Below are 24,935 nucleotides of genomic sequence, written 5' to 3'. Positions count from 1 at the left end.
GTAGAGGTTCTTTGATATTCTTGGTGCCGGTCCTGGCTTCTGTCGCGGCCTACGGCTGAGATCCTTTGGGTACATGCTTCGGTTCGTGGTCAGCGCGGCGGCTGCCAACATGATGCTGGTTCGATGTAATTCCGATGTGCCCATCTCATAGGCGTGCTTGATTGAAGTCGGCGACTGTCCTGACCACGGCATCATCGGAACCACGTCCCTGCGGGACCTCAAAGGCCTGCGATCAGGCAGGCAACGGGTGGGGTGTCATCCTGTTAGGCAGGGTTTGGCGCCGCATCTGATTGGAAGGTTGTGCCATCGACCCAAATCCGATGAAGTATGACAGCGATACGGCGTGCGAGGGCGACCATTGCGATTTTGCGTCCGCGCCGCTGCGCGAGTTGGGCTCCCCAGGTTCTCAGCCATGTCGATCGGCCGCGGTTCATCATGACGGTTGCGGCCTGGCACAACGCCCTCCTCAGATTGACGTCACCAGCTTTGGTGATACCGCCTGACAGGTCCCGTTCTCCGGACTGGTTGCGTGAAGGCGTCAAGCCAACCCACGGTCCGACCCGCTTTGAAGATCGAAAGCGGGTTGGATCATCGACAGCTGCGCGGAAGGTCAGTGCGACGACTGCACCGATCCCCGGCATTGTCATCAAACGATGGCACACTGGATCGTCCTGGGCGAGCTGGCGTACCTGTTTCTCAAGGGCTGCCAGTTCTTGTCGCAACGTTGCTCTGGCGCGTAGCATTGGCGCTGTTGCGGTTTCCAGCATCGGATTGCCATCTGCCAATTCCCGAATGCGTGTCTCGAACCTGCCGCGGGAGATCGCACCAACCTTGAGGCCGAAGTTCCGCAGCAGTCCGCGCAACGACATTTCCAGAGCGATCATGTTCTGCTGGATAGCCTTTCGAGCGCCGAGAACCGCCCGGGTTTCCTGAGCAGAGACGGATTTACAGTGGACCGGGCGGAACCAGCCGAGATGAAGAAGGCGTGCAATCCCTTCTGCATCGCGCCGATCCGTCTTGATCGGCATCGCCTTCAGCGCTCCTTTCACCTGCCGTGTTTCCATGAGCACCGCCTCCAGGCCAGCTTCGGTCAGCCCTCTGTGCAGCCATTGCGACAGTGGCCCAGCCTCAAGGCCAATCGCTGCGATACTGCCGTCAAGTTCGTCCAACCAGTGCGCCAGAGCTTCCGGGTCACTTTCAGTCTCCGCCTCTTTGACGATCCGGCCATGCTCGCTTACCACGCACACTGCGGTCTTCGCCAACGACACATCCAATCCGATAAATAGCTTCATCCCGTCATCCTCCATCTAGGGTCAATACGGGAATGGCGACAGCGCCGTGCTGGTCTGACAAGTGGCAACGGTCGTGCGTGACGCAGGCCCCGTTACAGCATCTCATAGCCAGTAAATGACGATGGCGGCCAGCGCGATTGCAGATAGGAAGACCTTCGGGCATCTGTCATATCGGGTTGCCACACGCCGCCAATCCTTCAGCCTGCCAAACATAATCTCGATCCTGTTGCGGCGTTTGTAGCGGCGCTTGTCGTACTTCACCGGTTTCTTCCGCTGTTTTCGGCCGGGGATGCAGGCGCGTATCCCCTTGTCTTTCAACGCTTCCCGGAACCAGTCTGCATCATAGCCGCGGTCTCCAAGCAGCCAGTCGACATCCGGCAGGCTGTTCAACAACGCCCGCGCGCCGATGTAGTCGCTGACTTGTCCTGCTGTGACGAACAGGTTGAGAGGACGTCCCTGGCTGTCGCAGATGGCGTGCAGTTTGGTGTTCATGCCGCCTTTGGTCCGACCAATCAGGCGTCCACGCCCCCCTTTTTGACGCCCAAACTGGTCGCTGTGCGGTGTGCCTTCAGGTAGGTTGCGTCGATCATGACCGTCTTTTCTTCTCCGTGACCGGCGGCCAAGCCTGCCATCATCTGGGCGAAAATGCCCTTTTCGCTCCACCGTTTCCAACGGTTATAAAGCGTCTTGTGCGGGCCATAGGCAGCAGGTGCGTCACGCCATCGTAAGCCATTGCGATTGATGAAGATAATCCCGCTTAACACACGGCGATCATCAACGCGTGGCTTGCCGTGTGACTTGGGAAAGAAAGGCTCAAGACGCGCCATCTGGGCATCGGTCAGCCAAAACAGATCAGACATGTTCACCGCTCGCTTTTCGAACCGTGAATCACGCCACATCCCGGAAATCAATGGGTCCTGACCCTAAGTTGGGCGATCGCTTGTCTAACGCCCATAAGTCTCTGAAAGGTGGCTACCCGTCTAACAAACGCAAAATATCAGCTCTCTCCATCGCCTTTCGCAATACTTGGTTCGCAACCCGCACATAGATTTCGGGGGTCCTGAGATTGGCGTGCCCCAACAAAGCCTGCCCCATGCGGATATCGATGCCTTCTTCGACCAATAGCGTGGCGGCCGAGTGTCGGAATCGGTGCGGCGTCAGATGGGGCGCGATCCCTAGGCGATCTGACAGCACCCGAAGCCGTTTCCGGAAGGTTTGTGACCGAAGCCGACGACCAACCGCGTTCATGAAGAGCGGTGATTTCAAGGAGTCCCGCTTGGCCCGATCTACGCAGTATCGTCGAAACGCGTCCTGCAGCTCCTCATTAGGCACAAAGACGATGCGCTCCTTGTTGCCTTTGCCGCGCACGATCATTTGGGAGGCGTCGGCGGAGACATCGCGGACCTTTAGGTTGGTGAGTTCGCTGATCCGGAGACCGGTCACAATGAGCAGCTTGATCATTAGGACTGTGACTTCCTGATTCGCGGGCTGTGCACTGCTCGGTCCGGTTTTGGCGTGCATAACGGCTTTCAAAATGTCCCGGTCGATGGGGCGGGGCAAGCGCCGTGGGATGCGAACCGAGACGCGGACGTCCGCAAACGGAGAGGGCAGGGCGCTGTTCCGATCTGCGCGCCAGGCAAAGTAGGATTTGAGGGTGACGAGCCGCCGCTCGAAGGTTGCAGGTTTGGCGCCCAGCTCATCGCGCAGATGGCGGTGGTATGCGAGGATGTCGTCTTTCGACAGCGGATCGGTGAGGTGATGTGCCTTTGTGAAGCGTGCGAAGGTGCGTGATCTTGGGCATAGGCGCAGAGCGTGTGTGATGGCTGACACCGCGTTCATCGCGGCAAGAATTGACGAAGCCGGTGTGATCGATGTGGGGCATGATGGACTCCTGTTGAGGTGTCCTGCCAGTGCATCACATCTTTGGTATGGGTCGAAATTGGGGCTCTTTGCGCGGTAACGATAATGGGACCCATTACATCGGGCGGGGAGCGCCAATCTTTCAAAAGCCCTCATCGCCAAAATACGGTGAAATCAAGTTGCCTCGCAATTGAGCTGGTCGTATGTCGCCTGCCAGTCTGGATCCGGTATTTGTCCCACCGTTGCCGTTTTTGACCAGTGTGAGAATGTAACAGATGCAACGTGTGCGATCGTCTCCATCGAAGGGGTGAATGAATTACTTTTTGCAGTTCTCCGGCCTGCGATGAATCTCATGCACTTTTTCGTCTGAGTAGGTGCCAAGTGTGTCCGTTGTCAGGGGTTTTGGGACAGATGGCCGCCTGAGCTAAGAGAGGATCTGGCTCATCTGGTTGTTGTGATTATGCGGCGGATTTGCGGTGAAGCAAGCGCCGGGTTTCGATGGTCTTTCGTTTGATCCTTTCTCGTTGTTTTAGAATGGTCTGCCCGCGTCCGAAGTAGACATCGGCGGGCGTGAGGTTTTGTAAGCTTTCGTGGTAGCGCCGGTGATTGTAGTGATCGACGAAAGCATCGATCTGCTGCTGAAGGTCACCGGGCAGATAGTAGTTTTCCAATAAGATGCGGTTCTTGAGAGTCTGGTGCCAGCGCTCGATCTTTCCCTGAGTTTGCGGATGGTATGGCGCCCCTCGAACATGATCCATTTTCTGATCTGTCAGCCATTCGGCAAGCTCACCAGAGATGTAGCTGGACCCGTTGTCGCTGAGCAGGCGTGGTTTGTGCAGCACCGTTGCCTGATCACAGCCTGAGGCGTGCAAAGCGAGGTCCAGTGTGTCGGTCACATCCTTGGTCTTCATCGTCGTGCAAAGCTTCCAGGCGATGATGTATCGGCTGTAATCGTCCAGGATCGTGCTGAGATAGAACCAGCCCCAGCCGATCACCTTCAGATAGGTAAAGTCGGTCTGCCAGAGCTGGTTCGGTCGTGTGGTCTTGTCCTGGAACTCGTCTGCGGCCGACAAAACCATATAAGCCGGGCTGGTGATCAGATCGTAAGACTTGAGGATGCGATAGACCGAAGCCTCTGACACAAAGTACTTTTCTGTGTCGGTGAAGCGAACAGCTAACTCACGCGGGGAAAGCTCACTTTCCTTCAGTGCCAGGTCCTTGATCTTCTCACGCATTGGCTGCGGAATGCGGTTCCAGACCCGTGAGGGCTTGGGACTACGATCCTCAAGCGCCTCAGGACCACCCGACAGATACCGGTCGTACCAGCGATAGAAGGTGGTCTTCGGAATGCCCAGCTTCTCCAAAGTGCGCTTGGTCGGCAGATGCGATTGCTCAACCAAGCGGATGACTTCCAGTTTTTCGGATGCGGGATATCTCATTCGTCGTCGTCCCCATCCGCGATCATGCTTTTTTGAGCAACCGCAGTTCAAGAGCCTGTTCGGCAACCACCTCCTTCAGGTCACGGGCTTCCCGTCTCAGATCCTTCACTTCGGTGGAAGTTGCCGCGCGGGCCGTGTCGCCTGCCAGACGTTTCTTGCCGGCTTCCAGGAATTCCTTGGACCAGCTGTAATAAAGGCTCTGCGCGATGCTCTCACGACGGCACAGCTCTGCGATGCTGTCCTCGCCTTTAGGCCGTCCAGCACGATCCTGATCTTCTCTTCTGCGGAGTACTGTTTGCGGGTCGCACGGCGAATGTTCTTTACGACCTTCTCACCGTGGCTCTGCTTGGTTCCGGGTTTCTGTCTCATCTTATGGAATGGACGCCCCTTGCACCGATGCCGATAGTTTTCGGCAGACGTATCAAGCAGAAGGAGTTCACAGAATGCAGTTACTTGCGATTGATTTAGGCAAACAGTCGTTTCACATCCACGGAATCACCAATGAGGGCGAGGTAATCTCGAAGAAGGTGACCAGATCAAAACTCGCCGCTGCCGTTCAGGAGTATTCCCGGAAACAGTCGCCATGGAGGCTTGTGCCAGCGCTCATCACTGGGGCAGACAGTTTGAGGCGCAAGGCTATGCCGTGCGCCTCGTTCATCCGCGGTTCGTAATGCCGTTTGTCAAAGGCTCCAAGAACGACGCTGTTGATGCCGAGGCGATCTATGAGGCCGCACTGCGCCCGACTATGCGATTTGTCCCAGTGAAGACGACGGAGCAACAGGATTTGCAGATGCTGCATCGAACACGTGATCGTCTCATCACACAACGGACCGGATTGATTAATCACATTCGGGGCCTTCTGGGGGAGTATGGCGTTGTCATTCCAGTCGGTGCCTTTCGGTTCCGAAAGGATATCAGAAACGCCGTCGCTGAGGCCAAGTTGTCAGCGCTGGCAACGGAAAACTTCAACGCACTTATCGCCGAATTCGAAGCGTTGGACAAACACGTCGCTGAGCTCGACCGTAAGCTAATCGCGATCTGCCGGACCGATGAGCGGTGCAAACGTCTTGCAACCCTCCCCGGCGTCGGGCCTGTGATCGCCACCGCCTTGATCGCTGCCGTTGATGACGGTCGACACTTTTCGTCTGGCCGGGCACTCGCGGCATGGATAGGCTTGGTTCCCAGACAATATACGACGGGCGGCAAGCCCCGGCTTGGTGGCATAGGCAAACGAGGCAACCAATACCTGCGGCGCCAGCTCATCCACGGCGCCCGGTCCGTCCTGATCAGGATCGCCAATCGTGATGATCAACGCGCGAGATGGGCGCAGGGCTTGCTGGCACGCGCAGGTCACAACAAAACGCTCGTGGCTATCGCCAACAAGACAGCACGCATTGCCTGGGCGATTTTGCGGAGCGGAGAAGGCTACAAAGCGGCGTAGCGGGCAGCCCGGAAAGTACTGGCGCTCTAAGAATGCGAGGTGACGAGACGATGGTGTAACGGCAGGGGCCGCAATTCACAGCCTGTAAGGAGTGGTGGCCAGGAAAGGCCGGTCATCTTGGAAGGCACTGAAACCAGCGGATCCCATCGAGGCCAGGAGCAAAGATGCTTCAATCAAAGGCCGGATAGATTCACGCATCCAATGCCGTCAACATCATCACAAAAAACACCTTGCGCAGGGGGCGTCCATAGATCCACTCCTTGGCGGTTACGATGAGCCAGAAACCCTCTCTTATCAAATCGACCTAAACTGTCCCATTCGCGCTGACGTCAGACAGTGCCAAGTGAAATTTTTGCTGCGATAATGTGCGTAACTGAGACTCGCGAAACGGGCGCTTCAATCTCATTGAATGGCACTCCTCTTTCCAAGGCTTCCACAGGTTGGTCGATGCTCTGCACCAAAGCAGTGATCTCCGATAGAGCCGTACGATACTCGTCGCTCTGCATTTGCAGCGCTCTCACATCGAGACCGATCGTAGATAGATTCTCCAACGTGCGCCGTGCAATTTCCGGCGCGATGGCACTAAAGAACTCTGTGTCACCTTGGAAGCGTCTGAAGAGGAGGAATGGTCCAGGTTTCGAAGGATGATTTCAGTCTCGGGGCGGCGTAATCCGGCCCCTCAGCACGCTCTGAAATTTACTTGGCCACACGTTCCGCGAACAAGTCGGCTTCGACCAGATACCTTGCTTTGGGCGCTCCAAACTCCAAAATCTGGAAAAACCAAACATCTGCATCGGTGGATAACTCTGGACCAAAACGTGCCAGCCCCTCACGCAATTCCGCTTCGATACGGCTTTCGAGATCGAGGCTTCCGATCCGGCCAACGAGGGATTTAATGTTCAAATATCCTCCGGCACGGAGAGTTTTGCGCTTCATCGCAATATTGCTGTACAATCAAAAGAATAGATTTCGAGGAGGACCCCACTGTGCCCCAGTTAAAGATCGCGACGTTCAACATTGAATGGATGATCTCCGTTTTTAACGGAGAGTGGAAAACCTGGGACGGCACGATCAGAGACAGTTTCGCGGGAAAGAAACTCGGCGGCATCAAACTGGCCCCAATCGAAGACGTGCCCGAATTGTGTAAGCGCATTGCGGGCGTCATCAAGAAAATCGACGCCAAAATCATCGCCATCCAGGAAGGACCGCCTCGCAAAGAACAGCTGGAACTTTTTGTTCAAAAGTTCCTCGGCAACAAATTTGTCGTGCACACCTCGAACTCGAGAACCCAAACCCTGCACTTTCTTGTTCACACGAGCATCGCAGGCAAAGTCTCCGTTTTTGATCCAAAAGGCCCGGAAACAAAGTCTCTGCGTGGATCACAGGGCTTTTATCCGTGGGGCAAAATCCAGAAGGCCGACCGAAAGACCCATAAGTTTTTCCGAACCCCACTTGTTCTCTCCTACAAACCAGCTGCCGGAAAGACGCTACGGATCATCAACGTTCACACGAAATCCAAGTTTTCCAAGCTGAAGGATCCCAAACAATGGAAAGACAGAGATGAGGACGCCATCAACGACGCTCTGTTGGCACGTCAAAAGCTTTCAGCGGAAATCACCAAGCTAAGGGATTACGTGGTCGAGGATCTGAACGCCGATTCCGGTGCACCGGATGCATCCATTATTGTCGGAGACTTCAACGATGGGGCCTATGCAGAGCTCATGGAGCGCGAGTTCCTCATTCACAACATCATCGATGAACTGGTCGGTTCGTTCCTGGAACCTGACACCTACTTTGAACATGCGATGACGCCGAGCGTCATTGCCAAGTCAAGCACGGTGACATTTCCCGATCCATTGGAGGGAGGAAAACTCGTAGACGAGTTGATCGATCATGTGGTCGTGTCCCCATCCATGTGGCGAAACAAGAAGCCATTCAAGCTGAAAGCGGGATCGTGCAAGGTCGAAACGGGTGCATTCAACAACTTTGACGACACTGACAAGAAGCGCAAGCGAGGCGACCGCCCGAGTGATCATCGACCGGTCTCGTTTGTGATTGAGTGGTGAGAGGAAGTGGTCAATGAAATATGATGAAGCCCTTCAACAGTCACTGACTGATGAGCGTATCGAGGTCTTTCAGAACCTGAATAAAGCCCAACCAGTTATCAGGATGTCTCCCAACGGAGCTCCCATTGCCAGATCATTTGCGCTCGATCTGGAGAGTACGGTTGCCGCAAATCTATATCCAATCGAAGATCGTCAACGAATTGTCGAACAGATACGCTTGGTATTGCGGGAATTTTTCGTTCATCTTGGAATGAAGAAATCTCAATTCGGATTTGACCCGGTTCGTGCCCTTGAACGGTTGGAACCGGTTATCGAGCAACTGACCGATGATGAGTTTCATCAGAGCATCATCCAGACCATCACGCGCACGCGGGACCGACATCTCGTCTTTTACGGGCGCTCGCCAAATGGCCTTTCTTGCGTGCTCCCGTTTGATATCGAACGCTGCTGGATCAACGATGTCGAGACATACGTCGTCACCAAGATAGAAGGCGGATTTACACCACAACACTTGGCAGTGGGCGCAATCGTCACCCACTGGAACGGAACCCCTATAGCGCGACAGGTAAGGATCAATGCCAACCTGTTCGATGCTGGGAACGAGCCTGCACTATTTGCCCGCGCCATCGAATTCTTGACCAGGCGACCGCTTCGCCGGTTTTCCTGGCCATCAGAATCCTGGGTGAGGCTCAACTTTGAAGTCAACGGACAGGCCCGCGAGGAGCAGTTCAACTGGACAGGTTTTGATGTAGGAACTGTTCCCCTTGATCCGGCCATAGGTCAAAACGTCATAGGGTTCGGTGGGGACATTGAACTGTCTCAACAGCAACAAACCAAAAGGGCCCAATTTTTACCCTCTAGCTTCGATGAAGCAGCGGAACAGTCCGCCGCTCAGGCAAGCGGCGATACCCCGGTGGTCATTGGGGCCAAGCCGAACTTTCAGTACGGAACGATAACCACACAACATGGAACCTATGGATATGTCCGGCTTCATCACTTCAGATCCGATGGCGTCGACGACATTGCGACCGACTTCATCGAAGCCCTGCAACAACTGCCCGCAGAGGGATTGATCATCGATATTCGAGGTAATTCTGGAGGCTACATTGCCGCAGGTGAAAGGTTGCTGCAGTTGCTAACGCCTAAACGCATCACCCCAACAAGGTTTCAGTTCAGAGTTTCGCCGGGCACCAGGAAACTCATGGATGCATCTGACTATTTCGGCCAATGGCGAAATTCGATGGAAGAAGCACATCAAACCGGAGAAGACTTCACACAAGGATACCCGATTGAAGGAACTGATGATGATGCGAACCAAATTGGTCAGAAGTTCTTTGGCTCAGTGGTCGTTGTAACCGACGCTTTGGCGCTTAGTACGGCTGACATGTTTACCGCTGGATTCATCGATCACGACATCGGCCGTGTCATGTGTATCGACAAAAACATGGCAGCGGCAGGGGGCAACAACTGGAGGTTTGATGTTCTTCGGTTGTTTGTCCCCGACTTTCCCATGGAGAGCGCACTTGCATCGGACTTGGAAGCGGGAAATCTTACCGATCCAATCAGGCTTGCCTTCAATGAAAGCGGAACGTCGATCTCCTCAATTGCTCAGGTATCTTCTTCAGGGCAGGAATTTGGCGGCCGTGTGTGGACGATCTCTGACGGATCATTGTCGCACCAAGTGAGAGATCTGCCATGGATGAGCAACGATCTTCAGGTCTACCCGGACGCTTCGCAGACAGGCCTCCAGGCAATTCCCAGCGATCTCTATTTTGGGTTCACGGTCAGACGTTGTGTGAGAACCGGTTTGAACGAAGGTCGTCTGTTGGAGGATCTCGGAATTCGCCCTGACGTCATTTATAAGCCCACACTCAGGGACGTGCTCGAGAAGAACCAAGACATGTATGAACGTGCGACCCTGGAGCTGAAAGAGATGAGTGCCATCTCATAGCTTGTCATACGCAGATCACTTCAGTGCAAAAACGTGCGCGCTCGTTGTTCTGAATGTCTGACGTCAGCGCTTGTGGGACCAAATAGAGTCATTTTCTAAGAGAGGGTTTGTTGCACATCGTATCCACCGAGGAGTGGACGATGAGAAAGACAACGAAGAGCGCTGGCGAGAAGATCGTCAAAGATATCAAGCGTGCCACGCGCAAGCATTATTCATCCGAAGAGAAGATCAGGATCGTTCTGGACGGCCTACGCGGCGAGGACAGTATTGCTGAGTTGTGCCGTCGTGAAGTGAACGTCTGACGGCGCAAGCCTCACCATAGCTGATGCCTATTCAAATATAGAATCCCGATATTTTCCATTTTGGTGATCTGGTTCCAGTGTTGTTTGAGAGGCGAATTGGCTGAACGGACTTGCGGGCAATCAAACAGCAAAGATCAAAGCTTCGGAAAGTAATGTCAGGTTTCCGCCCGTCGCCAGGGATTTCAGGATTCGCGCGAAATCAACGTCAACAGCCCACCAGCTTGAATTGGATAAAGTAATGACCGTAGTGAATAACGCACCCGTTTTGGCAACGGTTTTGCCACATCAGTCTTCAGCAGAAGATCAATCTGTGAGCTTTGCATTACCGGCGAATGCATTCACGGATATGGATGGCGATGTGCTGACCTTAAGCGCGACGCTTGCGGATGGTGCGGCCCTGCCTGGCTGGTTGGAGTTTGATGCGGTTGCGGGGAGTTTCTCGGGCACACCGCCCCAGGACTTCAATGGAACAGTCAACGTGATGGTGACGGCCAGCGACGGGTCTCTTTCGGCCAGCGACACCTTTGTGCTTGATGTTACCCCGGTCAATGATGCACCTGTCGCGGCTGATGATACTGTTGATCCGAGTGAGTTCCTGGTCAATGACTTCACCGATGGCTCTCAAAGCGACCCGAGTGTTACCGCTCTCGCCAATGGCCATTTCGTCGTCACCTGGCAGTCTGATGATGGACAGCCGGGCGATACGTCTGAAACTGCCATCAAGGCCCGTATTCTCAATGAGAATGGTGTGGAGATTGTCAGTGAATTTCTGGTGAATGAGTCTACTAATGGTAGTCAATTGACCCCCAGCGTTACCGAGCTCGCCAATGGCCATTTCGTCGTCACATGGCCGTCCAATGATCAGGAGCAAGGGCATCCGTCTGGTTTTGACATCAAGGCCCGTATTTTTGATACGGATGGTAATGAGATTGTCAGTCAGTTCCCGGTCAATGAAGTTACCCATGACATGCAAGGCTGGCCGAGCGTGACAGCCCTTGCCAATGGCCATTTCGTCGTCACCTGGCATTCTCTTGACGGGCAGCAAGGGGATACGTCCAGTTCTGCCATCAAGGCCCGCATTTTCGATGCAAATGGCGATGAGATTGTCAGTGAATTCCTGGTCAATGAATACACCAATGACGCGCAACTATACTCGAGCGTTACAGCGCTCGCCAATGGCCATTTTGTCGTCACCTGGCATTCTTGGGACCAACAGCACGGGGATACGTCTTGGTCTGCCGTCAAGGCTCGTATTTTCAATGAGAATGGCGATGAGATTGTCAGTGAGTTCCGTGTCAACGAATTCATCAACTTCTGGCAAGAGGACCCGAGTGTGACAGCCCTCGCCAATGGGGGTTTTGTTGTCACCTGGGGGTCTCATGACCAGCAGCAAGGGGATGCGTCCGCTTCTGCCATCAAGGCCCGTATTTTCAATGAGAATGGCGATGAGATTGTCAGTGAGTTCCTGGTCAATGAATTCACCGATAGCTGGCAAGTATACCCGAGTATTACAGCGCTCACCAATGGCCATTTTGTTGTCACCTGGATGTCTGAGGACGGGCAGCAAGGGGATACGTCCGGTACTGCCATCAAGGCCCGCATTTTCAATGAGAATGGCGATGAGGTTGTCAGTGAATTCCTGGTCAATGAATTCACCAATGGCTGGCAACAGAACCCGAGTGTGACAGCCCTCGCCAATGGGGGTTTTGTTGTCACCTGGGAGTCTCATGACGGACAGCAGGGCGATGGGGACCTCGCCATCAAGGCCCGCGTTTTTGATGCGAACGGTGTTGCTCAAAGTCACAAGATTATCACAGAAGATGTTGTCACCCTGATTGAGACCGCCACGCTTCTGGCCAATGACAGCGATGTGGATGGAGATGCGCTGACGGTGATGGATGTGTCTCCGACGAGTGCACATGGCGCGGCCCTGACGCTGAACACAGACGACGGGACGATCAGCTATGATCCAACCGGCGCAGACGCTGTTCAGGCCCTGGCAGAGGGTCAGACCCTGACGGATACATTCACCTATACGGTCGAGGACGGTAATGGCGGGGAGAGCACCGCAAGTGTTTCCGTGGTTGTTCATGGAGCCAACGATGCGCCTGTTGTGGCGATTGTATTGCCTGATCGCTCTTCCGAAGAAGATGAACCCGTGAGCTTTGTTTTGCCGGCCAATGCATTCACGGATGTGGATGGGGATGCGCTGACCTTGAGTGCGACGCTTGCGGATGGGACGGCCCTGCCGGACTGGCTGGTGTTTGATGCGGTTGCAGGGAGCTTCTCGGGCACACCGCCGCAGGACTTCAACGACATTTTGAGTGTTACGGTGACGGCCAGCGATGGGTCCCTTTCAGAAAGCGGCACCTTTGCGCTTGATATTACTCCTGTCAACGACGCACCTGTCGCAGTTAATGACATTGCTCAAAGTCCCACTCCGGTCACCGAAGATGTTGTGACCTCGATTGATATCGCCACGCTTCTGGCCAACGACAGCGATGTCGACGGGGATGCGCTGACGATGATAGCGGTTAATGTGAAAAGTACGCATGGGGCGGCCCTGACGCGGAACTCCGACGGCACGATCAGCTATGATCCCACCGGCGCAGCTGATGTTCAGGCTTTGGCAGTTGGCCAGACACTTATCGACACATTTTCCTATGCGACCGATGACGGCAATGGCGGTGTGGGCGTCGCAACCGTGTTCGTCGTTGTGCACGGAACCAATGATGCACCTGTTGTGGCGATTGTATTGCCTGATCAGTCTTCCGCGGAAGATGAGGCCGTGAGCTTTGCGCTGCCAGCCAATGCGTTCACGGATGTGGATGGTGATGCGCTGACCCTGAGTGCAACGCTGGTTGGGGGTGAGGCACTCCCGGACTGGCTGGTGTTTGATGCGACCTCCGGGAGTTTCTCGGGCACACCGCCCCAGGACTATACGGGGCAAGTCAGTGTCACGGTGACGGCCAGTGACGGGTTCCTTTCAGCAAGCAGTTCCTTTGCGCTTGAGATTACCCCTGTCAACGATGCACCTGTCGTAGTCGATGATGTTGCGCAAAGTCCCACGCCGATCACCGAAGATGTTGTCACCTTGATTGAGACCGCCGCCCTTCTGGCCAATGACAGCGATGCCGAGGGAGATGCGCTGACCATGACAGCGGTTTCCACAACGAGTGCGCATGGCGCAGTCCTAACGCTGAACACCGATGGGACCATCAGCTATGATCCCACCGGCGCAGCTGATGTTCAGGCTTTGGCAGTTGGCGAGACCCTGACGGATACCTTCACCTATACGGTTGAGGATGGCAATGGCGGGGAGAGCACCGCAACCGTCTCTGTCGTTGTTCAGGGAACCAACGATGCACCTGTTGCGGTTAATGATGTTGCGCAGAGCCCCACTCCTGTCAGAGAAAATGTTGTCACTTCGATTGATATCGCCACCCTCCTGGCAAATGACAGCGATGTCGATGGAGATGCGCTCACGGTGTCAGAGGTTTCGACCATGAGCACACAGGGGGCCATCCTGACTCTGAACGCCAACGGGACCATCAGCTACGATCCCACCAATGCAGCTAATGTTCGGGCTCTGGAGAGGGACCAGACCCTGACGGATACCTTCACCTATACCGTCAGTGACGGCAATGGCGGGGAGAGCACCGCAACGGTTTCAATTGTTGTGCACGGAGCCAACGATGCGCCTGATTTGAGAGCTCCATTGCCTCCTAAGTCTTCAGCGGAAGATGAGGCTGTGAGCTTTACACTACCACCGGACGCATTTGAGGATCCGAATGGCGATGCGCTGACCTTGACTGCGACGCTTGCGGATGGTTCGGCCCTGCCGGACTGGCTGGTGTTCGATGCGGTTGCGGAGAGTTTCTCGGGCACACCGCCCCAGGACTTCAACGGCACATTGAGTGTCATGGTGACAGCCAGCGATGGCTCACTTGCATCAAGCGACACATTCACCCTTGAAATCACACCGGTCAACGATGCCCCGGAAGATCTCACCTTGACAGGTTCAGAGGTCCAGGAACAAGACGCCGGGGCCGTGATTGGCATGCTCTCGGTCAGCGATCCGGATGTCGGCGACACGTTCACATATAGTGTCGATGATGACCGCTTCGAAGTTCTGGGCGGCAACTTGAAACTGAAGGACGGTGAAAGTCTGGATTATGAGAGCGAAACTCAGGTTGTCCTCACGGCCACAGCCACGGATTCGGGTGACCTTTCGACCAGTAAGACCTTCACCCTTGATGTCGGGGATGTTTACGATCCGGTCGTCAATGTGCATGTCTTGGTTACCGAGACATCGACCGTTGCAACGTTATCGGGCACCATGGATTACTACACGATGTCAACCGACAACGGTCTTATTGAACTGAATGCTCTCGGAGGAGGTGCAACGGTAGGCGGTGCTGACACGTTCCGCTTTGAAGATGATGGTGGCGAGTTTACCATCAGACTGCAAGCGGAACAGCGGGTCAGCGATGATCTGGGTACGGACACTATAAGCGCCTTCGTCCGTTCTACAGCTCTTGCCAATGGTGGCTATGTGGCCACTTGGACAAGTAGTCAGGCAGATGCTGCTGGCTTTGAGGTCCATGGCCGTGTGTTTTCTGCAAGTGGTACGCCTGTTGGCGATGAACTGGTGATTAATACGACGTCCTCCGGAGACCAGCAACTGTCTTCTGCAGCCGGTCTGAACGATGGCAGTTTCGTGGTGGTGTGGCAGTCGGGCGATCAGGATGGCTCAGGCCAGGGCATTTACGGCCAGCGCTTTGATGCAAGTGGTGGACGCATCGGAGATGAGTTTCAACTCAACACCGAAACTGTCGGACATCAGAGCGTGCCTGACATTGCTGCTCTGAACGACGGGGGTTTTGTTGCCGTGTGGTATTCGGAGGGTCAGGATGGTGATCAGGGCGGCATCTTTGCGCAGCGCTTCAGCCAGGACGGCACACCATCGGGATCCGAGTTCCAGGTGAACACGCATACTGCAGGGGACAGGACTGGCCGACTGTCACCGTGCTGACGGATGGGAGTTTTGTTGTCAGCTGGCAGTCTGAACTGCAGGATGGAGACCTGTTTGGTATCTATGGTCAGCGTTTCAACGCTGATGGAACCCCCCTTGGCGCGGAGTTCCTTATCAACACGCACACGGCAAACCATCAAGTCGAGCCTTCAATCACGGCGCTGGAAGACGGGGGCTTTGTCGTCACCTGGCAATCCGCTGATCAGGACGGCGCATTCTGGGGTGTCTATGGCCAAAAATACAATGCCGATGGCTCAGCAGAAGGTGGCGAATTCCAGATCAATACCGCCACGGAGTATAATCAATACTACGTTTCGGTATCCGGATTGCAAGACGGTGGGTTTGTGGCAACTTGGACGTCTTATGGTCAGGATGGATCTGGTGCCAGTATTCATGGTCAGAGATACGCCGCTGACGGCTCAACAGTCGGCGGCGAGTTCCAGGTGAACACGCAGTGGGTCTATCACCACCAGATGTATTCCGATGTCGTAGGCTTGGAGAATGGCGGGTTTGCGGTCCAGTGGCATTCGTATGGCCAGATTAATACGCCTGACGGTTACGAGATCTATTCTCAGCGCTTTGATGCGGATGGCAACAAGGTTATCACGACGATCTTTGACGGCGGTGAGGGGGACGATACGCTGAATCTATCTGCAAGCAGCAGCAACGAGACCCTCCTCGGTATGGCAGGTGACGATCGTCTCACGGGTGGCAGCGGTGAAGATGCGCTCTTTGGCCATGAGGGCATGGACACTCTCGCTGGCGGTGCTGGTAATGACCGTCTGACCGGGGGGACGGGAGACGACATCTTCGTCTTTGATCCCGGTTTCGGCAAGGATGTTGTAACCGATTTTGCGGCTGGCGCTGCGACGGAGGATATCATCGAGTTCAGGGGTGTCACCAATCTGGCCTCCTATGCGGACGTCCTGAACAGTGCGGCGGATGACGGTACCGATACAACCATCACGCTGGATACGGACAACAGCATTGTCCTGAAGAATGTCATCGTATCGGATCTGTCCTCCGACGACTTCCGGTTTTACGCGTAACGACCACGACGCATGATGTCGCAAGCGCGTTCCCAGGACGGGTGTGTTGCGGAGTGCCTTCAGGCCCTCCGTTCCACGCTGCTAGGCATTGGCCTGCTCAGCCTGCCGATCAATCTCCTGATGCTCACCGGGCCCCTCTTCATGCTGCAGGTGTATGACCGGGTGCTGGCGAGCGGTTCGGTGCCGACACTGATGGTGCTGGCTGGTTTGGCGGGCGGCATGTACATGTTCTATGGCCTCCTCGAGGGCATCCGCTCGCGCGTGCTGTTGCGCGTCGGTCAGCATCTCGATGCACAGCTGTCTGCAACAAGCTATGAATGCTCGATCGCGCTGCCGGTTCTGATGGGCCGCAAGGCGGAAACACTTGATCCGGTGCGCGATCTGGAAACCGTGCGGCAATTCCTCGTTGGACCCGGGCCAACAGCGATCTTCGATCTTCCCTGGATGCCGGTTTATTTGACCATCATCTATGTCTTTCACCCGACCCTCGGACTGGTTGCCATTGGGGGGGCGGTCTTCATTTGTATCCTGATCGGCCTGAACGAGATCGCATCCCGGAAACCGTCGGCAGACGCCAACCGACATGCCGTTCAACGCGCGGCCATTGTTGAACAGGGGAGGCGGAATGCCGAGGCCGTCCGGGCCATGGGCATGACCGCAACGCTGAAAGAGCAGTGGGAGGCGATCAATGGCACGTTTCTCACCAAACAGCGGCATGCCGCAGACATGGCGAACCTCTTTGGCACACTCACCAAATCCTTCCGCTTCATGCTGCAATCCGCCATGCTGGGCGTGGGTGCCTGGCTGGCCATTGGTCAGCAGATCACGCCTGGCATGATGATCGCGGCGTCCATTATAACGTCGCGGGCGCTGTCTCCTGTTGAGATGGCGGTCAGCCAGTGGCGCGGATTTGTGGCGGCCAGACAGGGGCTCAAGCGCCTGCGGGATGTCGTGGAAGGCCGCCCGGACGAGCCTGAGCGCATGGAACTGCCATTGCCGTCCAAAACCCTGACCCTGGACAATGTCGTTTCGGGTCCGGTCGGTCATCCGGTGCTTCAGAATGTCGGATTTGCGCTGGAGGCAGGGGACGGGCTCGGTGTGATTGGTCCCTCGGGGGCCGGTAAATCGTCGCTGGCACGGACCCTGGTTGGTGTCTATCCGGTGCTGCGCGGGTCACTCCGGCTGGATGGTGCGGATCTCTTCCAGTGGGCACCGGATCGGCAAGGTGCGTTCATTGGTTATCTGCCACAGGATATCCAGCTCTTTGCCGGAACCGTGGCCCAGAACATATCCCGCTTCCAGACCGATGCCGGTCCGGACGATATCCTCCGGGCGGCAGAGCTTGCCGATGCGCAGGCGCTGATCACGTCACTGCCGAATGGCTATGACACCGAGATTGGGCCGGGTGGCATCACCTTGTCCGGCGGGCAGATGCAGCGCGTCGCCCTGGCGCGCGCGCTTTATGGGACCCCGTTCCTGGTCGTCCTGGACGAGCCCAATTCCAATCTCGATTCCGAGGGCGAGACTGCGCTCACCAAAGCCATTGGCGCCTTGCGGGAGGCCGGATCGATTGTCATCGTCATTGCCCACAGGCCAAGCGCCCTGGCAGGCGTGGATACTGTCCTGTTCATGAAGGAGGGACGCGCCCAGGCCTTCGGGCCAAAAGAAGAAGTCCTGCAGCAGGTTCTCACGCAAAGCCCCACACCGGTTCGGGCGGTGTAGCGGAGACATGAGCGAAACTGTCCAAACACTTCGTCGCAGCATCAGGCGGCATCTATGGGGCGCAGGCCTGTTCTTCTGCGCGCTTCTTGCATTCCTCATCGGCTGGTTTGCCTGGATGCAAATCTCCGGGGCGGTCATTGCGCCCGGGGCCATTGTTGTTGAATCCAATGTCAAAACCCTCAAACACAAGGAAGGGGGCATTGTTGCAGATATTCTTGTAAAAAATGGCGATCTGGTTCAGGCGGGTGACCTTCTTCTGCGTCTTGACGATGCGGTCACGCGCGCAAATCTTGCGGTTGTCAGTCAGCAGCTTGACGAACTGGTTGCGACGGAGGCACGCTTGATTGCTGAACGCGACAACGCAACAGTCATTGTGTTTCCCGAGAGTATCGCCGGTCGTGGCTCTGATACAGAGATATCTCGTATTTTGACAGTGCAGCGCCAGCTCAGGGCTGCACGACTGGCAGGATTGGTGGGTCGGACGGATCAACTCAATGAGCAAATCAATCAACTCGGCAGCCAAATCGACAATCTCGAGGTTCAGGCGGACGCCAAGGCAGAAGAGATCGGCTTGATTGATATGGAGCTTACCGGGCTCGAAAAACTGCTGGAAAAGAGTTACGTCGCCACAAACCGGGTTCTGGCGGTCCGCAGGGACAAGACCCGCCTGCGAAGCGAGCACGGTGCATTGCTGGCCGAAGCGGCCCGCACCGGGTTGGAAATCAGCGAAAGGCGTATCCAGATCCTGCAATTGCGGGAAGACTACCGTGCCGAGACGCTCCAGCATCTTCAGGAAACGCGCAGTGAGATTGCGCGTCTGGCGGAGCAGAAAGCGGCGTCTGTCGACCAACTCTCTCGCATGGATATCCGGGCACCACGGTCAGGCTTTGTCCATCAACTCAACGTGCACACGACAGGCAGCTTCATCAGTCCGGCAGAACCCATCCTGTTGATCGTTCCAAAAGAAGACGCACTTATCATCGAAACGCAGGTCGCACCGACAGATGTCGATCAGATATTCACAGGTCAGCAGGCGACCATTCGCCTGCCGGGTTTAAACCAGCGCACAACACCGGAATTGAAAGGTCAGATCGTCACGATTTCGGCTGAAACGACCCTCGATGAGGGAACCGGAATGAGCTTCTTCACCGTGCGGCTCCGGTTTCTGGAGGGAGAACGAGAGAAGATACACGGCAACGTCCTGATGCCAGGCATGCCGGTCGAAGCGCTGATCCAGACGGGCGATCGCACCATCCTGTCTTATCTTATCAAACCGATCCAGGATCAGATCGCCCACGCCATGCGGGAAGAGTAATCTGTCGAGCAGGTGGGTCATCGTAAGCGGTGCGTGCGTGCCTCACCCAAATCTTGACCGCCATCGCAAACGGCCATAAACAGTCCAACATCAGTAACCTAATACCCTGGAATTACGCTAAACACGTGAGCCACACTCCACTTACAGGTCGTTGATCATCCGAAGACTTGCTCGGCTTTGGCGGCGGTGGAATTGTTCCCTGCGATCGGGCTTCGCTCACTGCGCTTCAAAACCTGTGACTGAACGCAAATCCAATGTAGGGATTTTGGTCGCCGCCTCGTGCACGATATCCCGCGTTAAACAGAATATCCGGTCCAGGAGCATCCGAAGCGATCTGATAGATCAAACCAATGTCTATCGGCCGCACTGAAGATGTAATGTCCACAGTTTGAGAGGTTCTTGTCACGCCCGTGCTTTCTTGACCGGCCACGGCTGCAACCCTGTCTTGCGGGAGGTCGATTGAGATCTCGCCGGATGAGATCTGGAGCGGACTGGAAACTGACAGGGTCATGGTGCCGGGGCTGCCAAAGAAGCGGTCTTTGCTGATTGATACTCTGCCGGCACGCCCCATCAGGTTTTTGCCGCCAGTGATCAAACCTTCTTGTCGGAAATCTGTCCTGCTTTGCGTGCCCGATACTGTCAGCAGCGTGTCTTGCCCAACAGCAACAGATCCCGATATCGTCAGGAATGAGGTCGCGCTGCGTCCGTCTTGACCTGCGGCTCCCATGAAGCGGGATCCAAGGACGGTGCCGTTTTCTTCTATGAGGCCGAACTGGGCAGAAAAGCCTGACCCATCTTTGTCTTTTGCTTCAAGCCCTATGCTGGTCTTTGAGAAAGAGTCAGTGGATGATCCGATTGCATGGTCCGTCGTCAGCGCAAGCGCGTCTGTCAGCTGGAAGTCGTGTCCGAATGCGTAGTCTTCTGTCAGAAGCTGTCCAAATGGATCTGCGTCTGGATCTGTTTCTCCGAGGTTTACCTCATAGGAGGACACATCTCCATCAAAACGGAGACCCGTGCTGTGATTTGAACGCATGACTGTCAGGGTGTCGCTGACTTTTGTTTCCCTTACGATCGTAAGGCGGGGTTTTGGTGCTTCGATTTCGGAGACCAAGGCGTCGGCAGCAAGCTCAAATCCGCGCGTATACTTATCTGCAACCATCAAGACCTGTCCTGCGAGGGCCTGGTTGAGGGCGGGCGCCAGGGCGCCGCTGGCGACGATGCCCGTTTCGGCGAGCGGCATGGCATCGCTCTCGGTGGTGGTCCCCTGGTAGACAACAAGTTCACCCATCGGAAGCATGGCGCGTTCCAGATTAAGGAGGCCGTGCCCGTAGATCTCGGGCTCTCCGAGATCATCGGCTGAGTTGAACAAAATCTCAGCGATTTCGGCGGCGGTTTTTTCTGGGAAATAGCTCTTTAACAGAGCATATGCTCCAGTGACGTATGCGGCGGCGTAGGATGTTCCCTCCAAATGATCGATGACGGTGCCGTTGGGGATTCTCAAGATATCCACGCCTGGCGCAGCGAGGCAAAAATCCTGTGCGAGGCCACAGCGGTTGGAGAAGTCCGCTATTTCGACGTCTATAGTCTCATCGTCATTGCGATTAACATCGACAGCGACGACGGCGATGAAGTGGTCCTTATATTCGGGCAGGACAACTGGAACGCCTGCATTGACTGAGACTTCGGGCTGGCCGCTGTTTCCTGCGGCAAAAACGCTCATCAAGTCAGCCGCTTTAGCGGCTTTCAGGGCGGTGATGGTATCGTCTCCAAGAAACCGTTCAAGCCGATCGCGATTCTCTTCCTGAGAGAAAATTGGATTTGTAAAACCAATGATTGTGTGTGTGACTTTGATGCCATTGTCTATTACAGTCTCACTCCAGCTGTTGTTCATGACGTGCGCATCGGCCGCGATTGCGCGGTTAATGGCATCAGGCCATGTAGTTCTAGCAGACGTCCTGTTAACTCCTTTGAAGATGACAAGCTCCGAGTCAAAGGCAACACCGTGTATGCCTTCACCGTCTTTCCTGCCTGCCGCGATACCGGCAACATGCGTGCCATGACCCCAAGGGCCAGAACCGTCAGGTTCAGAAATATCGCCGGGGTCGCCGACATAGGAGTGGCTGTTGTCAAAGTCGATCTTATTGTCGACGCCTGGAAGGTTAGCGAATTCTGGACTGTCGAGATCGATGCCACTGTCCAGGATTGCAATTTTTACGCCCTTTCCTCCTGCGCCTCGTGCGTATAGTTTATCGGCTCCAATCAGACGCAGGCCACGGTTTTCCTCGAATTCCGGGGTTTGGTAGTAGGCGGGATCGTCAAGGCCGGGGCCTGGATCGATCGGATCAACTGGCTCTGGTTCGATCGGATCAACTGGATCAATTGGCTCGACCGGATCAACTGGCTCGACCGGATCAATGGGGTCAGGGGATGGACTGGGGCTTGGAGAAGGTAATGGGTTGGGACCCGGGTTTTCGCCAGCGCCACTGCCCCCGCCATTGTCTGCAAGCGAAAGTGCCGCCGCCATGCCACCGATCCCCAGAGCGATCATCGAACCAATTCCGAAGGTCTCCCTTACGCTTAGCTCCGAAGGGGAAAAACTACGGATGTCTGGCGTCCGGTCTAAGGTTTGACTGAGGTAGTCCTCTATAATCTCTGGTCGATTCAGGATGATGTATTCGCGTGCATCCTCGAAGGTTGATGGATCTCGTGCATGTTCGCTGACAAGGTAGCTCAAGACCTGTTGATCTGAGGAGGAGGTGAGTTGGCCTGCGTAGATATTTGCCGAGACGGAGGTGGCCAAGGTGACAATGGCCGTGGTGGTCAGGGCTAACGTCTTAAACAGGCGCATGATGATTGCTATTCTTTTGCTGTTAAATTGTAACCGCTCGCTTGCGACTGCGAGCCGTTGATACCGATAACCCGGCAGACCCACGCGGCTCGCAAGTAGCAAACTGAATTTATTGTGGATATTGGCGCGTTTTTCCGAGCATTGAGGATGGCAAGTCATTCGTTTCCTGCCCAATACTAGGACTCGGTTACCGCATTGGGAAATACCTCAACCCTATGTTTGAATAGACATAAGCTATGATCCGACTTGCGCTCGCCATGAGGTCAGCGGCAGGGGCTTCACCACCTCAATCCAGCCGCAAAGACCGAATGAATGAATTCGGATCAATCCAAATTAAGGCGGTTCACAATCCAAAATAATTTGGTCCGGTCCATTGGGTGCCCTCAGGGATTTAGGCCTGACCTGTAAGCCGTTCTGTTCCCCTACAACGTCCAATTGGATTGTTCTGCTTGAACCTGAGGCTGTGAAGCTTGCCCTTGACCGGGTGCTAACTGCGCATGGAGTCGAGATGCTTCTTCACACCCGCGTTGCCGCTGTGACTCGTACTGCCGATCGCATCCAATCCGTTACGCTGGCTCTGGTCCTTCAAAAAGTTTGCGGCACAACCTTATGGCATCATGAACCTGTTCCATGAGTTTGGCGCGGGCAGTGCGGTGGATGTTGCCGGGGCATCCCTGACGACCGAGAGCGAGCCCTGGGCGCTTGGGATCGGGCTTGGCGGCACCTATGCCTTGAATGACCGTGTGGATCTCTTTGGTGAAGCGTCTTATGCCACCGGGCTCAGCACCGCCGGTGATACTGACCCAGCCCCCTGAAATCAGGCCATTGAGGTGATAGTAATCCGTCCAAGAAAAGGATGGGCCATGAAACGCAGATTTTCAGACGAACAGATCATTGGAATGATCAAGGAGTACGAGGCGGGCGTGAAAGCGCAGGAGCTTTGTCGCCGCTACGGCATCAGTGATGCGACCTTCTACAAATACAAAGCAAAGTTTGGCGGCATGAACGTGTCGGATGCCAAGAAGCTGCGGGCGCTGGAAGACGAGAACAACAAGCTGAAGCGTATGCTGGCGGATGCGATGTTGGATAATGCTGCATTGAAGGATCTCGCGACAAAAAACTACTGACGCCTGATGTGAAGCGACGAGCCGTGCGCGATGTGATGGATCGGCACGGCTTGTCCGAGCGTCCCCCGCCCGGCAACACATGCAAAGCATGTGTGAGAGGGGGCGTGTGAATTGGCTGATCTGCATAGGTCAGTCTTTCAGTATCAGAAGCGGGATCAGGGCGATGATGCCTTACGCAAGCGGCTGCGCGAGCTGGCGAATGAACGCCGTCGGTTCGGCTATCGTCGTTTGGGCATCTTGCTGGCCAGGGAAGGTTTTGAGGTGAACCACAAGAAGCTGTTCAGGCTCTATCGCGAGGAAGGGCTGGCGGTGCTGATCAGCCCCATTTGTGTGGTCCAATTTGATTGTTAGTGCATGACCGGCCTTTGGTCCATTTGAACGATGGTTTCCGGGGCCGGCGGTTTATATCCCAGAGCACTGTGAGGGCGTTTTGTGTTGTAGTGTTTCCTCCATTCTTCGATCAAAATCTGCGCTTCTCTTAGACAGTAGAAGACTTCTCCATTCAGGAACTCATCTCTGAACCGCGCATTGAAACTTTCACAGTAACCGTTCTCCCATGGGCTGCCTGGCTCGATGTATGCGGTCTTTGCTCCAACTGCATTGATCCAGTCTTGCACCGCCACGGCAATGAACTCAGGGCCATTGTCGGAGCGAATGTAGCTTGGCACACCGCGCATGATGAACAGGTCACTCAGCACGTCGATGACATCGCTGGAGTTCAGCTTGCGGTCCACACGGATCGCCAAGCACTCCCGGCTGTACTCATCAATGACGTTGAGCGTGCGGAATGCCTTTCCGTCATCCGTTCGACAATGCACGAAGTCATAGCTCCAGACGTGGTTTCGATGCTCCGGCCGCAGCCGAACACACGATCCATCATTTAACCAGAGCCGCCCCTTCTTTGGTTGTTTCATTGGCACTTTCAGCCCCTCCCGACGCCAAAGCCTCTCGACGCGCTTGTCATTCACCTGCCAGCCCGCATCTCTCAGCAAAGCCGCGATCCGGCGATAACCGTAGCGGCCATACTGGCGGGCCAATTCTATCATGTCCGCCACCAGGCGCTTCTCGTCAGTTCGACCTTTCGGCAGCTTTCGCTGTGTGGATCGGTGCTGTTTCAGGACGCGACACGCCCGGCGTTCTGAGACACGCAGTTTGTGGCGCACATGGTTGATGCAGGCACGGCGACGGGCGGGGCTCAGTAGTTTCCTTGGCCGCCTCCGTCAGGATCAGTTTGTCCAGGGTAAGATCCGAGACGGCCTTTCGAAGACGCTCATTCTCTTTTGAAGGCGCTTAAGTTCCTTCAATTGATCCGTACCCATTCCGCCGTACTTCTTCCTCCAGCGATAATAGGTCTGTTCAACAACACCAATCTGCCGGATCGCATCCAGACGGGACATGCCTTGCCCCATCAATATCTCAACCTGCCGCAACTTCGAGACAATCTCTTCCGGCTTCGGTCGCTTGTTCGCCATGTGGTTCCTCCATTTT

At 55.3% G+C, this 24,935-nt stretch carries 12 protein-coding genes and 5 pseudogenes; 10 read left to right on the top strand and 7 right to left on the bottom strand.

Features of this window, described 5'->3' with window-relative positions:
- Positions 1-263: 263 nt before the first annotated feature.
- The 4 genes and pseudogenes from ACR3ES_RS25230 to ACR3ES_RS25215 form a co-directional block, all read right to left on the bottom strand.
- A complete protein-coding gene (locus ACR3ES_RS25230) occupies positions 264-1,292 on the bottom strand; it encodes an IS110 family RNA-guided transposase (RefSeq protein WP_171567903.1) in 1,029 nt (342 codons plus the stop codon).
- A gap of 102 nt (positions 1,293-1,394) precedes the next feature.
- Positions 1,395-2,152 (bottom strand): IS5 family transposase gene (locus ACR3ES_RS25225; protein WP_480424059.1). Its coding sequence is split into 2 segments (ribosomal slippage): positions 1,395-1,831 and positions 1,831-2,152, totalling 759 coding nucleotides; the frame shifts between segments, so codons are not numbered across the junction.
- Between the two features lie 112 nt (positions 2,153-2,264).
- Complete coding sequence (locus ACR3ES_RS25220; RefSeq protein ID WP_480493262.1) at positions 2,265-3,131, bottom strand: tyrosine-type recombinase/integrase; 867 nt, start codon at positions 3,129-3,131, stop codon at positions 2,265-2,267.
- A gap of 479 nt (positions 3,132-3,610) precedes the next feature.
- Positions 3,611-4,960, bottom strand: a pseudogene (locus ACR3ES_RS25215) (IS3 family transposase).
- Positions 4,961-5,034: 74 nt separating this feature from the next.
- Here ACR3ES_RS25215 and ACR3ES_RS25210 point away from each other — a divergent pair.
- A pseudogene (locus ACR3ES_RS25210) lies at positions 5,035-6,032 on the top strand (IS110 family RNA-guided transposase).
- Between the two features lie 696 nt (positions 6,033-6,728).
- Here ACR3ES_RS25210 and ACR3ES_RS25205 read toward each other — a convergent pair.
- Complete coding sequence (locus tag ACR3ES_RS25205) at positions 6,729-6,935, bottom strand: hypothetical protein (RefSeq protein WP_480426086.1); 207 nt, start codon at positions 6,933-6,935, stop codon at positions 6,729-6,731.
- Between the two features lie 83 nt (positions 6,936-7,018).
- Here ACR3ES_RS25205 and ACR3ES_RS25200 point away from each other — a divergent pair, with 83 nt between their 5' ends.
- The 7 genes and pseudogenes from ACR3ES_RS25200 to ACR3ES_RS25170 all read left to right on the top strand — a co-directional run bounded on the left by ACR3ES_RS25200 (position 7,019) and on the right by ACR3ES_RS25170 (position 19,472).
- Positions 7,019-8,098 (top strand): hypothetical protein, encoded by a 1,080-nt coding sequence (locus ACR3ES_RS25200; protein WP_480425976.1) that lies wholly within the window; start codon positions 7,019-7,021, stop codon positions 8,096-8,098.
- Between the two features lie 13 nt (positions 8,099-8,111).
- Positions 8,112-10,049, top strand: coding sequence for a S41 family peptidase (locus ACR3ES_RS25195; RefSeq protein WP_480425978.1), 1,938 nt, complete (start codon positions 8,112-8,114; stop codon positions 10,047-10,049).
- A 140-nt stretch (positions 10,050-10,189) separates the two neighbouring features.
- Positions 10,190-10,339, top strand: a pseudogene (locus ACR3ES_RS25190) (IS3 family transposase); the annotation flags it as partial.
- Between the two features lie 250 nt (positions 10,340-10,589).
- Positions 10,590-15,386: a tandem-95 repeat protein gene (locus tag ACR3ES_RS25185; protein WP_480634815.1), complete on the top strand. Its 4,797-nt coding sequence runs from the start codon at positions 10,590-10,592 to the stop codon at positions 15,384-15,386.
- The gene (locus ACR3ES_RS25180; protein WP_480425980.1) at positions 15,380-16,435 is read left to right on the top strand and encodes a calcium-binding protein; all 1,056 of its coding nucleotides are present in this window, start codon (positions 15,380-15,382) and stop codon (positions 16,433-16,435) included. Before ACR3ES_RS25185 ends, ACR3ES_RS25180 begins: the two co-directional genes overlap by 7 nt.
- A 12-nt stretch (positions 16,436-16,447) precedes the next feature.
- Entirely contained in the window at positions 16,448-18,157 is a 1,710-nt protein-coding gene (locus tag ACR3ES_RS25175) for a type I secretion system permease/ATPase (protein ID WP_480426345.1), read from the top strand.
- A 7-nt stretch (positions 18,158-18,164) separates the two neighbouring features.
- Positions 18,165-19,472: an HlyD family type I secretion periplasmic adaptor subunit gene (locus ACR3ES_RS25170; protein WP_480425985.1), complete on the top strand. Its 1,308-nt coding sequence runs from the start codon at positions 18,165-18,167 to the stop codon at positions 19,470-19,472.
- A gap of 226 nt (positions 19,473-19,698) precedes the next feature.
- On the opposite strand, the gene ACR3ES_RS25165 is transcribed toward ACR3ES_RS25170, so the two are convergent.
- Positions 19,699-22,320, bottom strand: coding sequence for a S8 family peptidase (locus ACR3ES_RS25165; protein WP_480425987.1), 2,622 nt, complete (start codon positions 22,318-22,320; stop codon positions 19,699-19,701).
- A gap of 545 nt (positions 22,321-22,865) precedes the next feature.
- Here ACR3ES_RS25165 and ACR3ES_RS25160 point away from each other — a divergent pair.
- Positions 22,866-23,135, top strand: a complete 270-nt coding sequence (locus ACR3ES_RS25160) for an autotransporter outer membrane beta-barrel domain-containing protein (protein ID WP_480426358.1) — start codon at positions 22,866-22,868, stop codon at positions 23,133-23,135.
- Positions 23,136-23,183: 48 nt separating this feature from the next.
- Positions 23,184-23,759 (top strand): annotated as a pseudogene (locus ACR3ES_RS25155) (transposase); the annotation flags it as partial.
- Between the two features lie 35 nt (positions 23,760-23,794).
- Here ACR3ES_RS25155 and ACR3ES_RS25150 read toward each other — a convergent pair.
- Positions 23,795-24,919: pseudogene (locus tag ACR3ES_RS25150) on the bottom strand (IS3 family transposase).
- Positions 24,920-24,935: the final 16 nt, after the last annotated feature.

Source organism: Ruegeria sp. B1, from assembly GCF_056535885.1.
This window is presented reverse-complemented; position numbering and strand designations above follow the sequence as displayed.

Coding starts and splice junctions, on each gene's coding strand:
- ACR3ES_RS25220 (WP_480493262.1), bottom strand. CDS start 3,131: ATGAACGCGGTGTCAGCCATCACACACGCTCTGCGCCTATGCCCAAGA.
- ACR3ES_RS25195 (WP_480425978.1), top strand. CDS start 8,112: ATGAAATATGATGAAGCCCTTCAACAGTCACTGACTGATGAGCGTATC.
- ACR3ES_RS25175 (WP_480426345.1), top strand. CDS start 16,448: ATGATGTCGCAAGCGCGTTCCCAGGACGGGTGTGTTGCGGAGTGCCTT.
- ACR3ES_RS25170 (WP_480425985.1), top strand. CDS start 18,165: ATGAGCGAAACTGTCCAAACACTTCGTCGCAGCATCAGGCGGCATCTA.
- ACR3ES_RS25230 (WP_171567903.1), bottom strand. CDS start 1,292: ATGAAGCTATTTATCGGATTGGATGTGTCGTTGGCGAAGACCGCAGTG.
- ACR3ES_RS25165 (WP_480425987.1), bottom strand. CDS start 22,320: ATGCGCCTGTTTAAGACGTTAGCCCTGACCACCACGGCCATTGTCACC.
- ACR3ES_RS25185 (WP_480634815.1), top strand. CDS start 10,590: ATGACCGTAGTGAATAACGCACCCGTTTTGGCAACGGTTTTGCCACAT.